Below are 12,098 nucleotides of genomic sequence, written 5' to 3' on the forward strand. Positions count from 1 at the left end.
ACCGAATCCGCCCTAAATCCTGTGCATTCCCGCCAACCTCCGGTTGTTGCGGGGCAGAACGGACAACGGAATCTCATGACAGTATCTGATCGCTGGTTACTGCCGGATGGCGTGGAAGACATTCTGCCGCCTCTCGCAGGACAGATAGAATCCCTGCGCCGGGATGTAATGGACACTTGCCAGCGCTGGGGGTACCAGCTGGTAATCCCGCCGCTGATTGAATACCTGGAATCCCTGTTTACCGGAACCGGCCACGATCTTGAACTGCAGACGTTCAAACTGACCGATCAGCTGACCGGCAGGATGATGGGCGTACGCGCTGATATGACTCCCCAGGCGGCTAGAATTGATGCCCATACCCTGGGGCAGGAAGGCATTACCCGGCTATGTTATGCCGGCCATGTCCTGCATACCCGTCCACGGCATATGCTCACCGGTCGCACCCCGATTCAGGCCGGCTGCGAACTGTTTGGCAGTGCCTCCGAAGCCGCGGATATGGAAGTCATCAGCCTGATGCTGGAAACCCTGCGGGTTTCTGGAATGCCCAGGGTGCACCTGGACCTGGCCCACGTGGCGATCTATGAGACCCTGATGGGGGAAGCCAGCTTCGATCGGGAAACCGAAGCCGCCATCTTTGACGCCATGGCCCGCAAATCTGTTCCGGAACTGGACGAACTGCTTGGCGACTGTGAACCCCGGTCTGCGGGTGGTCGCCTGCGGGAGCTGGCCCGCGTCAGTGGCGGTGCGGAAGCATTGCAGGAAGCCCGAAATATTCTGGAAGGCGCTCCGGAGGCTCTGGTAGGCGCCCTCGATCAATTGGGCCGCGTGGCGGATATGTTGACCCGGGATTTCCCGGAGATCAGTTTCGGATTCGATTTCTGTGAATTGCGCGGCTACAACTACCACACCGGTCTGGTATTCGCGGCCTATGCGCCAGGCCACGGTGATGCCGTTGCCAAGGGTGGCCGCTACGATGCAATTGGCAGTGACTTCGGCCGTGCCAGGCCTGCAACCGGGTTCAGCCTTGATATTCGTGCCCTGGTATCGCTTGGTGAGCGTGTGATGCGGCGTTCCGGGGCCGTATGGGCGCCCGCCGATACAGACCCTGCGCTGGAAGGGGTGATTTCCGGATTGCGGCTGACGGAAACGGTGGTCAGGGCTCTGCCTGAAGAGTCGGATGCTGACCCGGCTGCCAAGGGTTGCGACAGAATTTTAGTAAAGCGTGACGGCCAGTGGGTCGTGGATCAACTGAGCTGAATTGAGAGAACATCATGGGTAAAAATGTAGTTGTGCTGGGCACCCAGTGGGGTGATGAAGGGAAAGGCAAAATTGTTGATCTGCTGACCGACAAGGTGGCAGCCGTGGTTCGTTTCCAGGGTGGCCATAACGCCGGTCATACCCTGGTCATTGAAGGCAAGAAGACCGCGTTGCACCTCATCCCTTCCGGCATCCTTCGTCAGGACGTGCAGTGCCTGATCGGTAACGGCGTTGTATTGTCACCGGAAGCCCTCCTGAAAGAGGTGCGTGAACTGGAATCCAATGGTGTGGCGGTGCGTGATCGCCTGCGTATCAGTCTGGCCTGCCCCATTATTCTCAGAACCCATGTCCGTATTGATCAGGCCCGTGAGCGTGCCAAGGGTAACGAAAAGATTGGTACCACAGGTCGTGGTATCGGGCCGGCCTATGAGGATAAGGTTTCCCGCCGCGGCGTTCGCCTGGGGGATCTGTGTAATCCGGTCGCGTTCGAAGAAAAGTTGCGGGAAATTATGTCCTACCACAACTTCGTGCTGACCGAGTATTTCAAGGAAGAGGCCGAAGATATCGACGCCGCACTGGCCGAGCTCATGCAGATGGCTGAAGAAATCTTGCCGATGGCTGCGGACGTCACTGATATCCTCCACGACTATCGCAAGCGCGGTGAGAACATCCTGTTCGAGGGCGCCCAGGGCTCGCTGCTGGATATTGATCTGGGTACTTACCCATACGTCACCTCATCCAACACCACCGCTGGTGGCACCGCAACGGGTTCCGGCTTTGGTCCGTTGTTCCTGGACTACGTGCTGGGTATTACCAAGGCCTATACCACCCGCGTGGGTTCCGGTCCTTTCCCGACCGAGCTTTTTGATGACATGGGGCAGCACCTGGCGGTGAAGGGCAACGAGATCGGTACCACTACCGGACGTTCCCGTCGTTGCGGCTGGTTTGATGCAGTGGCCCTGCGCCACGCCATCCAGATCAACAGCGTGTCCGGCATTTGTCTGACCAAGCTGGACGTGCTGGACGGCATGGACACCGTGAAGGTGTGCGTGGGTTACAAAACTCCCAAAGGGGAGATTTTCCGTCCGCCCATCGGTTGTGACACCTACAAAGACATCGAGCCGGTATACGCCGAGCTGCCGGGCTGGAAGGAGAGCACCTTCGGCCTGACCAGCCTGGAACAGCTGCCGGAAAACGCGAAAGCGTATATCCGCTTCCTGGAAGAGCAGATCGAGGCCCCGATCGATATCATCTCAACCGGGCCGGATCGAGTGGAGACTGTGACGCTCCGCCATCCATTCGGCGAATAAAGCCGAGTCCTGAAAAGAACCCGCTTCCGAGCGGGTTTTTTTGTAAGTGGAGTCGGGGCCTCAGGGCTTGGTGGCGATGATCGTTGCACGCATTGGGCCGGGGTAGCCTTCAATAGTTTTGCCGGGATCATCCGGATCAAGGAAGTCCTCCAGAGAGTTGAATCGCATCCAGTCGGTCTGGCGTTGTTCCTCGGTGGTGGTCTCGGTGACGTCCACCACTCGCGCGTCCCTGAAACCGGTACGGTCGAGCCACCGCAGCAGCGTGTCGCAGCTGGGCAGGAACCACACATTGCGCATCTGGCCGTAGCGATCCTCGGGCATCAGGCTGTAGCCTTCCGGGCCATCCACGACCAGTGTTTCCAGCACCAGTTCACCACCCCGGCGCAGGGTGTCCTTCAGCTCCAGCAGGTGGTCCAGGGGCGAGCGGCGATGATAGAGCACGCCCATGGAGAAAGTGGTGTCGAACGACTCCAGTTTGCCGGGCAGGTCCTCCATACGCACCGGCACAAGATCAACCGGGACTTTCCCCAGGTATTTCTTGACGCTGAGGAACTGGAACAGGAACAGTAGCCCGGGATCGATGCCGATCACCCGTGCGGCGCCTTCCCCCAGCATACGCCAGCAGTGATAGCCGGAGCCGCAGCCCACATCAAGAATCCGCCGTCCTGTCAGATCTGACAGATAGGGTGCCACCCGGTCCCATTTCCAGTCCGAGCGCCACTCAGTGTCGATGTAAGTGCCAAAGAAATCAAAAGGCCCCTTGCGCCATGGCATGAGTCCCCTTAAGCCGGACTCCAGCTGTTCCCGCTGGGTGTCGCTCAGAGGCGCTTCGGTGCTCAGGGCAACGGCGGACGTGTCCAGTCTGGCTTGGGTATCGGCAACGTCGGGAAGTTGTGCGAGTGCGGCCATCCAGCGGGCGATATCGCCGTGAGGGTTGTCTTCGAACCGACGCCGGAGTTGTTGGGTCAGCAGGTTGGACCAGCGTTCCTGGCCCTCGTTGTTCAGTTCGTTGAGGAGGGCCTGGTAGCAGCCCTGCCAGTCAAAGGTTGCCATGGAAACTCCTCAGGCAGCGGATTTGATGGCCAGCATGGAGACAAAGTTGAAGCACTGGTACCAGACGATGACCTGGTCAAAGCCGGCCTGCTGCAGTCGCGTGCGGTGATCCGTCAGACTTTCCGGAATCAGTACCTGCTCAATGGCGGATCGCTTCTGGCTGATCTCCAGGTCGGAATAGCCGTTGGCACGTTTGAATTCATGGTGCAGGCGGGTCTGGGTTTCCTGCTCTTCATCTGATTCGAAGCGGATCTTTTCCGACAGGATCAGGACTCCTCCGGGGCGCGTGGCCGTGGCTATACGCTTTAACAGCGCCGCTCGCTGGTCCGGTGGCACAAACTGCAGCGTAAAGTTGAGCGTAGTGACCGAGGCATTACGGAGTTCGGTGTCCAGAATGTCCTCGCAACGCAGGCTGACCGGCAGGGAGCTGTCATCCAGAGCAATGTAGTGCTCACATCGTTCAATCATGGCTTGTGAATTGTCGACGCCAACGAGGGTGCAGTCATCAAAGGGAATGCCGTGTCTCATCGCCAGGGTGGAGGCGCCGAGGGAGCACCCCAGATCGTAGCAATTGGAGCCGGCCTGGACGTACTGCTCGGTGATCACCTCAATCATCGGAATGATGGTGGTGTACCCGGGAACCGAGCGACGAATCATGTCCGGGAATACCCGGGCTACCGAAGCATCGAAGCGAAAATCCTCGGGATTGCGTTCGGTGGCGAACAGGCGATCGGTTTCCTGCCGTGGCGCGCGGGGTTTGTCACTCATTGCCGGCGGTATCCTCTGGCGGCTCCTCGACGGGTGCGCGTCTGCATCGCACGCCCCGATTCTTGTAGTCCACAACAATGCCACGGAAGTCCGGGTCCACGTCTGCCGCGATGGCCAGGTAACCCTGCTCGCAGACGGCGTGTAATTCAGAGGATTTCGGCGACATGCGGAATTCCTCTCCGGGGGTGACGTGAATGGCCTGGAATTCGCCGACTGGCACGTTGTCCTTGTTGTTGGAGTGGTCAATCAGGCCACTGACTTCAAGGGCCACCACCGTAACGATGGCAGCGCCAATGGCGGTAGCGATCAGACTGCGGACCGTGAACCTGGCCTCTTTCTCGCTCATCAGAAAATCTCCGGGTTAATGCGTCTGTCCGGTCGTTAATACTGACCGGGAATGTTGATGGGTGGTGCCTGCAGGGCGGCAAGCTGTTCCCGCATGGCCAGTACCTGATCTGACCAGTATCTTGGCTGGGTAAACCAGGGGAAGAATCGTGGGAACGCGGGGTCATCCCACCGCTTTGCCAGCCAGGCAGCATGGGCAATCTGCCGATAGCAGCGCAGGGGTTCTATCAGGTGGCGCTCGCGACGGTTAAAGTCGCGAAACATTTCATAGCCTTCGAGCAGTTCGCCGAATTGTTGACCCCGTTCCGTGTCATCGCCGTTGAGCAGCAGCCAGAGATCCTGGATGGCTGGTCCTGTGCGGCAGTCGTCCAGGTCAACAAACAGCATCTGTTCTTCACGGCACAGTATGTTGCCCGCGTGGCAGTCGCCATGAAGTCTCAGGCTCTCAACTTCGCCGGCGTCATCAATCCTGCGAGCGCAGGCATCATACAGATCGGGAATCAGGCTGTCCCACGCCGGGCGGAGATCCGCCGGGATCCAGTCGCCGTCGGTCAATAGCTGGTTTTTGCTGGTGATACCGTCGAGGATATTGAACGCGGGGCGATGCTGGAAGGGCTTGCTGGCACCCACGTTGTGGAGTTGCCCCAGCCATTGGCCGAGGCGGTAGAGGGTATCCGTGACGCTGGTGTCCGGCGCCTGGCCACCACGCTGGGGAAAGACCGCAAAGTGAAATTCCTGCCATTGCCCCAGGGTATCCCCGGAAGGCATCGCCATCGGTGCGACAACCGGGATATCCGCTGCAGCCAGCTCGGCGGTGAAGGTGTGTTCCTCACGGATCTGGGCCTCGGTCCAGCGGCCTGGTCGATAAAACTTGGCAATGATCGGTGCGCTGTCTTCAACCCCGATCTGGTAAACCCGGTTTTCGTAACTGTTAAGGGCGAACAGGCGACCGTTAATGACAAAACCTGCGCTTTCCATGGCGTCCAGAATGGTATCGGGAGTCAGGGCGTCGTAAGGATGGCTTGAGGTCTCTGTCATAGGATTAGTGCTAGCGCCTTGAGTCTTGTCTGGCCTGCATGCGGCTGAGGTGGTACCAGTTTTCATCCAGTTCCCACCGGACACGGTCAATGTCGGTGGTGTTCAGTATGATATCGCCGGCCCTCGCCTGGACCTGGGCAAGCTCACGCTCTGCCCGCTGCCAGTCGCGATGGTTGTCACCCAGGTCCTGCATGCTCGGGAAAATGGTCGTCAGTGCCTGGCGGGTGGGGATGTTGTGGGAACGCAGGGAACTCATGATGGCCGTATTGCCCTCTACCCTCAGCACCCGGTGCTGGTAGGGGTAGTCTGCCACTACGGCGTCGGTTTTCAGGCTGTGGTTAAGGCTGATCACTTCAAACCCTCGCCAGCCGAGCCAACCCACAAACAGGGCCGCAACCACCATGACTGTTAAGAACTGCTTCCTGTCTGACATCTCACACCTGCTTCCTGCATTAACGTGATGCCACAGTATAACGTTTCCGGCGTGGTATCGTAATGCGGATACCAATGTGTCCGCAGCCTTTTTCCCGGTCACCGCATTTTACGATACAGTCCGCAGGCAGGCAGCGACGATACGGATAGTAACCATAAGGCAGATATGAATGGCGCAGCTGGAGACACTCCGGGCGGAGACGGTGGTGATTGGGGCCGGCGTTGTCGGATTGGCTATCGCCCGGGCCCTGGCGATGAAGGGCAGGGAGGTGCTGGTGCTGGAGGCGGGCGATCATTTCGGTGAAGGAATATCTTCCCGTAATAGTGAGGTGATTCATGCCGGCATCTACTATCCGCAGGGCTCCCTCAAGGCGCGCTTCTGCGTGCAGGGGCGTGATCAGCTTTATGAATACTGTCGGAGGCGTCACATTGGTCACCGCAAAACCGGCAAATGGATTGTCGCAACCCAACCGGACCAGGTCACTGAACTGGAAGAAATTCAGGCGCGGGCCGGGCTGAATGGCGTGGCCCTGGAGCTCAATGATGCGGATGACTTGAAAGCCGCTCTGCCAGAGGTTTCCGCCTGTGCGGCCCTGTATTCGCCAGAGTCCGGCATTGTCGATAGTCACGGCCTTATGGTGGCGCTCTTGGCGGACCTGGAGCAGGCGGGCGGGCAATTGGTGAAACGTGCACCGGTGGAAGCTGTCTGGTCCGATGATGACGGGCATCGCCTTACTGTGGGTGGCCAGTTGCCCTGTGATCTGTTCGCCCCTCAGGTGGTTAATGCTGCCGGTCTGGGAGCCGTGCCCCTGGCCAGAATCTGGCAGGGATTGCCTGCGTCTGCACGGCCTGAGCAATGGTTCGCGCGCGGCGTGTATTTCAGCTACAGCGGCCGGCATCCCTTCCGTAGCCTGATCTACCCGGTGCCGGAGCCTGGCGGCCTCGGGGTGCATCTCACCCTCGACCTTGCCGGGCAGGTCCGTTTCGGTCCGGACGTCGAATGGATTGCGGAGGAGGATTACACCGTCAATCCTGATCGGGTGGGTGCGTTCATCAATGGCATCAGGCAATGGTGGCCTGAACTGGACGCCAATCGTTTACAGCCCGCGTATGCCGGTATCCGCCCCAAGCTGAGGGGGCCGGATGGTGGGTTTGCGGATTTTCGTATCGACGGGCCTGATGACCATGGTCTGCCTGGCTTGGTGAATCTGTTCGGGATTGAGTCGCCGGGGCTGACGTCCTGCCTGGCCATTGCCGATTATGTCGCTGGCAGGCTCTAACCGGGCGTCCTGGCCAGTGCCCATACCTGCACGTCTTCGGCGCCAGCGTCCTTCAATGCCGCCGTCAGCATCCGTGCGGTGGCCCCAGTCGTGACCACGTCATCCACCAGGGCTATTCGTGCTGGTACGGTACCGTTGATCTGGAACATGCCGCGCAGGTTGTGCAGACGCGCCTCCCGGCCCAGCTCCCGCTGTGGCGTGGTGTGCCGGATGCGTCTGATCCGGGTGGCTGACCAGGGTACGTTCAAGGTCAGGGACAGCTGCTCTGCAATGTCCTCTGCCTGGTTAAAACCCCGTTTGCGCCTGCGTTTGCGGTGCATCGGGGCGGGCACGATCAGGTCTGGCTTAAGCTCAGGGCTGGACTGGAAATGCCTGGACAGATGCTCCGCCAGACCTGCCACCAGTGGTCGAGCGTACTTCCTCTGGCCGTTGTATTTGTAGCGCCCGATCATGCCGTCAACCGGGTACTGATATCGCCAGGGCGCTACGGTGTGGCTGAACGGCGGCGGCGTGGACAGGCATTCACCGCAGGTAAGAGTATTGGAGTGAAAGGCCAGGGGTAGGGCGCAACACCGGCAATGCCAGCGGTTAACCGGTAAATCATCGCGGCATCCATCACATAAGCCGTTGATTGCCTTGTGATCCAGGCAGGCCACACAGCTTCCCGCTGTTTTTTCGCTGTTAACCTTTAGTTCTATCAAGGTTGACAGGAATCTCAGTCCCTTTATCATTCGCTTAATCCGTAAACCAGTAACCCGCTAAAGGTTAACAGGGCCCTATTATGACCGCTACTACACCTCGACACGACTGGACGCTTCAGGAAGCCCGCGAACTGTTCCAGCTGCCGTTTAATGATCTGCTGTTCCGTGCCCAGAGTGTCCACCGGGAATTCTTCGACCCCAACGAAGTGCAGGTCAGCACACTGTTGTCGATCAAGACCGGTGCCTGCCCGGAGGATTGTAAGTACTGCCCCCAGAGCGGTCATTACAACACCGGCCTTGAGAAAGAAAAGCTTCTGGAAATTGAGAAGGTGGTCGCAGAAGCGCAGGCGGCCCGTGAGAAAGGGGCCTCCCGTTTCTGTATGGGGGCGGCGTGGCGCAGCCCCACCAAAAAGGACATGCCCTACGTTCTGGATATGGTGCGTCAAGTGAAGTCCCTGGGGCTGGAAACCTGTATGACCCTGGGTATGCTCCAGGAAGACCAGGCGAAAGAGCTCGCCGATGCGGGGCTGGATTACTACAACCACAACCTCGACACCTCCGAGAAGTATTACAGCCATATCATCACCACCCGTACTTACCAGGATCGTCTTGATACCCTCGACAACGTCCGCAAGGCCGGCATGAAGGTCTGTTGTGGCGGTATCATGGGCATGGGTGAGGACGAGGACGACCGTGTTGGCCTGCTGGTCCAGCTGGCGAACCTGCCACACCACCCCGAGAGTGTGCCGGTCAACATGCTGGTAAAGGTGAAAGGCACGCCCATGGAAGATGTGGAAGACCTGGATCCGTTTGATTTCGTGCGGATTATTGCCGTCGCCCGCATCATGATGCCGGAATCACACGTGCGCCTGTCCGCCGGCCGCGAGAACATGAACGAGCAGATGCAGGCGCTGTGTTTCATGGCTGGCGCCAATTCCATCTTCTACGGCGAAAAGCTTCTGACCACCGCCAATCCGGAAGCCGATGCCGATATGGCACTGTTCCGCCGTCTGGGAATCAACCCGGAGCAACGGGAGCAGTGTGCGACCGAGGAGCAGGAAGAGGAGAAAATTGCCGAGGCGGTCGAGTACGAGGCAACCCGCCACATGTTTTACGACGCTACCCGGGAATCCGCGTAACATCACCAGTACTCAGGAATTGACCAGTGCGAGACTTCGCGGCAGAACTTGAGCAACGCAAGCAGGCGGGGCTGTATCGGATCCGCCGGCAGATTTCCGGCCCCCAGCAGCCGTCTCTGACCTCCGATGGCCAGAGTCTGCTGTCGTTCTGCAGTAACGATTACCTGGGTCTGGCGAATCATCCCGCGAATCTTGAAGCCCTTGTTAATGCCTTGCCGCAGACTGGTCTGGGTGGCGCAGCGTCTCACCTGATTTGTGGTCATCACGATGCCCACCATCGCCTGGAAGAGCGCCTGGCTGCCTTCACCCAGCGCAGTGCCGCGCTCTTCTTCTCCACCGGCTATATGGCCAATATGGGGGTGATTTCCGCCCTTGCCGGGCGGGGAGATACGATCTTCTCCGATCGCCTCAACCACGCGTCCATCATTGATGGCTGTATTCTCAGCCGAGCCAAAGTTCGCCGTTACCCTCATAGCGATATGGCAGCACTGGAGCGGATGCTGGCCGAAACGTCGGGTCACAAACTGGTGGTGACCGATGGGGTTTTCAGCATGGATGGCGATATTGCACCGCTCCGGGAATTGGCCGGGTTGTGCAAGACCCACGATGCCCTGCTGGTGGTGGACGATGCCCACGGTGTCGGCGTGCTGGGCCCTCAGGGGCGTGGCAGCGCGGCGGAACTTGGGTTGTCCGAAGACGATGTGCCGGTGTTAATAGGTACCCTGGGTAAGGCAGTGGGGACCAGTGGCGCCTTTGTGGCCGGGCCTCAGGTTCTGATGGATTATCTGGTGCAGAAGGCCAGAACCTACATCTACACCACCGCGATGCCGCCGGCGATTGCCGAAGCAACGGTAGCCAGTCTCGACCTGATTGAACGGGATGACGAGCGCCGGGCGCACCTGCGGGAATTGATCGAGCGTTTCCGGCGAGGTGCCAGCGAACTTGGCTATCAGTTAATGCCCTCGGGCACACCGATCCAGCCAATCATGGTAGGCGACAACTGGTCTGCGCTGGCATTGAGCAAGGCGTTGGAAGAAAAGGGATTGCTGGTTACCGCCATTCGTCCGCCAACGGTACCTGAAGGTGAGGCGCGGCTGAGGGTTACCCTGAGTGCCGCCCATACCCTGGCCGATGTGGATCGATTGCTGGCTGGCCTGTCTGACTGCCGGTCATTGTCGGGCCTTGTGGTGGAACAGTCTGCATGACCGCCAGCAGCACAGGCACGCTGGTCGTCGTCGGCGGTTGGGGGGTGCGAAGCGAAATGCTGTCCGACCTCTATGACCACTGGCCGGGAGAGGTGATGCCCGTCAGCCTTGATGACGAACTGATGACCGGGTGCGAATCGGTCAGTACGGTTGCAGACGAACTGCTTGGCCGTTTCCCAATGCCTGCAGTGTGGCTGGGGTGGTCCCTTGGTTCACAGGTTGCCATGGCAGCGGCCGCTCGCGATACCGGTGCCGTCACTTCCGTGATCACCGTTGGGGGATTCCCCCGATTCACCGAAACTACAGGGTGGCCCTCCGGCATGCCGCAAGGCGAGTTTGAGGCATTTGCCAAAGGCGTCATCAGGGATCCTGATCGATACTGGACGCATTTTCTGTTGTTGATGATTAACGGTGACTCGCGGGAACCTCAGGCCCGCAAAAGGCTGAGGTTCTGGTTGGAGCAAGGCTCGCCGGTGTCCAGTGAAAATCTCGTCAAGGGGCTGGATTGGCTCAGGCAGGAAGATCACAGATCCTTGTGGGGCAATCCCGGGGTGCCGGCGTTGCACCTCATGGGCGAGAAAGACGTTGTGGTCAGGCCCTGGTGTGAGTGGTCTGGGCGGTCCGGGCAAAGCCGCGTTGGCGTGATCCCGGGCATGGCCCACTGGCCAACAGGTGAAGCCGCCAGTGAATGTCACCAAGTCATGGCAGAGTTCCTTGCGGGCGCGCGGGAGGCAGGTCAATGGACGTCCTGATGCACGCACCCGGTGAGGCCCAGCGCAACGACCAACCCCGGACACAGGATATCGCGCGGGATTTTGGAGAGGCTTCCGGAACCTACGAGTCCGCGTCGAGACTTCAGCGGCAGACGGGCAATGTCATACTGGAGCAGCTGGGCGAGTGGCAGTCGGAAAAAGAACCCGACATTCTCGACCTGGGCTGCGGTACCGGTTGGTTCACACGTAAATTACGACAGGCTTATCCCGGGGGGCAGGTCACCGGTGTCGATCTGTCTCCGGGGATGATTGGCCACGCCAGGTCCAACAGTTCTGGCGCGATTGATTGGCTGGTGGCAGACGCGGGTTGCTTGCCGCTTCCTGACAACAGCGTTGATATCATCTTCAGCAATCTGATGATTCAGTGGTGCGAGCGTCCTGACTCGGTTCTGGGGGAATGCAGACGTCTGCTGCGCCCCGGCGGTGTGCTGGTTTGCTCAACGTTACTGGACGGCACTCTGAGAGAGTTGGAACAGGCTTGGGCGAAGGCCGATCCAGGGCGTCGGCATGTCAATCGGTTTGAGGCCGCATCCACCATCAAGCGAATTGTGGATGAAGCGCTGCCTGGCGGCGAAATCGCAACAGGAACCGTGACGCTGGATTATCCGTCACCCCTGGCGCTTACCCGTGAGCTCAAATCCTTGGGTGCCGGTTATAAAGGACAGGACCGTCGTCGCACGGCGACCGCTCCGGGTCGTGTCCGCGCAATGTGTGCACACTACCCGCGAACCCGGGAAGGCACCGTTCTCGCGTCCTATAAGGCCTGCTGGATTATCTATCATTTCCCCCTTTCTTAA

13 protein-coding genes are annotated in these 12,098 nt (G+C 59.3%); 7 read left to right on the forward strand and 6 right to left on the reverse strand.

Annotated features, from left to right (window positions below):
- The first annotated feature begins 75 nt into the window (after nucleotides 1–75).
- Both Q0Y21_RS03825 and Q0Y21_RS03830 read left to right on the forward strand, forming a co-directional pair.
- Nucleotides 76–1,257 carry an ATP phosphoribosyltransferase regulatory subunit gene (locus Q0Y21_RS03825; RefSeq protein WP_297791716.1) on the forward strand — a complete coding sequence of 394 codons (1,182 nt, stop codon included), beginning with the start codon at nucleotides 76–78 and terminating at the stop codon, nucleotides 1,255–1,257.
- Nucleotides 1,258–1,271: 14 nt separating this feature from the next.
- Nucleotides 1,272–2,567, forward strand: a complete 1,296-nt coding sequence (locus Q0Y21_RS03830) for an adenylosuccinate synthase (RefSeq protein WP_297791718.1) — start codon at nucleotides 1,272–1,274, stop codon at nucleotides 2,565–2,567.
- Between the two features lie 60 nt (nucleotides 2,568–2,627).
- Here Q0Y21_RS03830 and cmoB read toward each other — a convergent pair whose 3' ends face one another.
- The 5 genes from cmoB to Q0Y21_RS03855 are packed head-to-tail and all read right to left on the reverse strand — an operon-like array spanning nucleotide 2,628 to nucleotide 6,204.
- On the reverse strand, nucleotides 2,628–3,620 hold the full coding sequence (gene cmoB / locus Q0Y21_RS03835) for a tRNA 5-methoxyuridine(34)/uridine 5-oxyacetic acid(34) synthase CmoB (protein ID WP_297791720.1): 993 nt from the start codon (nucleotides 3,618–3,620) through the stop codon (nucleotides 2,628–2,630).
- Between the two features lie 9 nt (nucleotides 3,621–3,629).
- Nucleotides 3,630–4,388, reverse strand: a complete 759-nt coding sequence (cmoA, locus tag Q0Y21_RS03840; RefSeq protein WP_297791722.1) for a carboxy-S-adenosyl-L-methionine synthase CmoA — start codon at nucleotides 4,386–4,388, stop codon at nucleotides 3,630–3,632.
- Nucleotides 4,381–4,734, reverse strand: coding sequence for a kinase (locus Q0Y21_RS03845; protein WP_297791724.1), 354 nt, complete (start codon nucleotides 4,732–4,734; stop codon nucleotides 4,381–4,383). The genes cmoA and Q0Y21_RS03845 overlap by 8 nt, the downstream gene beginning before the upstream one ends.
- Before the next feature lie 35 nt (nucleotides 4,735–4,769).
- Entirely contained in the window at nucleotides 4,770–5,771 is a 1,002-nt protein-coding gene (locus Q0Y21_RS03850) for a serine/threonine protein kinase (protein ID WP_297791726.1), read from the reverse strand.
- A gap of 10 nt (nucleotides 5,772–5,781) precedes the next feature.
- Nucleotides 5,782–6,204 (reverse strand): hypothetical protein, encoded by a 423-nt coding sequence (locus Q0Y21_RS03855; RefSeq protein ID WP_297791728.1) that lies wholly within the window; start codon nucleotides 6,202–6,204, stop codon nucleotides 5,782–5,784.
- Between the two features lie 169 nt (nucleotides 6,205–6,373).
- Between Q0Y21_RS03855 and Q0Y21_RS03860 the strand changes: the two genes are divergently transcribed.
- Nucleotides 6,374–7,483 (forward strand): NAD(P)/FAD-dependent oxidoreductase, encoded by a 1,110-nt coding sequence (locus tag Q0Y21_RS03860; RefSeq protein WP_297791730.1) that lies wholly within the window; start codon nucleotides 6,374–6,376, stop codon nucleotides 7,481–7,483.
- Here the strand turns inward: Q0Y21_RS03860 and Q0Y21_RS03865 are convergent.
- Nucleotides 7,480–8,214 (reverse strand): ComF family protein, encoded by a 735-nt coding sequence (locus Q0Y21_RS03865; protein ID WP_297791732.1) that lies wholly within the window; start codon nucleotides 8,212–8,214, stop codon nucleotides 7,480–7,482. The two genes, Q0Y21_RS03860 and Q0Y21_RS03865, sit on opposite strands and share 4 nt — an antisense overlap.
- Before the next feature lie 50 nt (nucleotides 8,215–8,264).
- Between Q0Y21_RS03865 and bioB the strand changes: the two genes are divergently transcribed.
- Genes bioB through bioC form a run of 4 tightly spaced genes read left to right on the forward strand, consistent with a single transcriptional unit; the run spans nucleotide 8,265 to nucleotide 12,098 of the window.
- On the forward strand, nucleotides 8,265–9,323 hold the full coding sequence (bioB, locus tag Q0Y21_RS03870; RefSeq protein ID WP_297791734.1) for a biotin synthase BioB: 1,059 nt from the start codon (nucleotides 8,265–8,267) through the stop codon (nucleotides 9,321–9,323).
- 26 nt (nucleotides 9,324–9,349) lie between these two features.
- Nucleotides 9,350–10,528 (forward strand): 8-amino-7-oxononanoate synthase, encoded by a 1,179-nt coding sequence (gene bioF, locus Q0Y21_RS03875; protein ID WP_297791736.1) that lies wholly within the window; start codon nucleotides 9,350–9,352, stop codon nucleotides 10,526–10,528.
- Nucleotides 10,525–11,280 (forward strand): alpha/beta fold hydrolase, encoded by a 756-nt coding sequence (locus tag Q0Y21_RS03880; protein WP_297791738.1) that lies wholly within the window; start codon nucleotides 10,525–10,527, stop codon nucleotides 11,278–11,280. Before bioF ends, Q0Y21_RS03880 begins: the two co-directional genes overlap by 4 nt.
- On the forward strand, nucleotides 11,268–12,098 hold the full coding sequence (gene bioC, locus Q0Y21_RS03885; protein ID WP_297791740.1) for a malonyl-ACP O-methyltransferase BioC: 831 nt from the start codon (nucleotides 11,268–11,270) through the stop codon (nucleotides 12,096–12,098). The genes Q0Y21_RS03880 and bioC overlap by 13 nt, the downstream gene beginning before the upstream one ends.

The sequence above is a fragment of the uncultured Marinobacter sp. genome (assembly GCF_947259545.1).
Classification (GTDB): Bacteria; Pseudomonadota; Gammaproteobacteria; order Pseudomonadales; family Oleiphilaceae; genus Marinobacter.

Bases quoted from the DNA above. Each gene is read 5' to 3' on its own strand.
- Q0Y21_RS03860 (WP_297791730.1), top strand. From the start codon at position 6,374: ATGGCGCAGCTGGAGACACTCCGGGCGGAGACGGTGGTGATTGGGGCC.
- Q0Y21_RS03825 (WP_297791716.1), top strand. From the start codon at position 76: ATGACAGTATCTGATCGCTGGTTACTGCCGGATGGCGTGGAAGACATT.
- Q0Y21_RS03880 (WP_297791738.1), top strand. From the start codon at position 10,525: ATGACCGCCAGCAGCACAGGCACGCTGGTCGTCGTCGGCGGTTGGGGG.
- Q0Y21_RS03845 (WP_297791724.1), bottom strand. From the start codon at position 4,734: ATGAGCGAGAAAGAGGCCAGGTTCACGGTCCGCAGTCTGATCGCTACC.
- Q0Y21_RS03850 (WP_297791726.1), bottom strand. From the start codon at position 5,771: ATGACAGAGACCTCAAGCCATCCTTACGACGCCCTGACTCCCGATACC.
- bioC (WP_297791740.1), top strand. From the start codon at position 11,268: ATGGACGTCCTGATGCACGCACCCGGTGAGGCCCAGCGCAACGACCAA.
- Q0Y21_RS03830 (WP_297791718.1), top strand. From the start codon at position 1,272: ATGGGTAAAAATGTAGTTGTGCTGGGCACCCAGTGGGGTGATGAAGGG.
- Q0Y21_RS03865 (WP_297791732.1), bottom strand. From the start codon at position 8,214: ATGATAAAGGGACTGAGATTCCTGTCAACCTTGATAGAACTAAAGGTT.
- cmoA (WP_297791722.1), bottom strand. From the start codon at position 4,388: ATGAGTGACAAACCCCGCGCGCCACGGCAGGAAACCGATCGCCTGTTC.
- Q0Y21_RS03855 (WP_297791728.1), bottom strand. From the start codon at position 6,204: ATGTCAGACAGGAAGCAGTTCTTAACAGTCATGGTGGTTGCGGCCCTG.
- cmoB (WP_297791720.1), bottom strand. From the start codon at position 3,620: ATGGCAACCTTTGACTGGCAGGGCTGCTACCAGGCCCTCCTCAACGAA.
- bioB (WP_297791734.1), top strand. From the start codon at position 8,265: ATGACCGCTACTACACCTCGACACGACTGGACGCTTCAGGAAGCCCGC.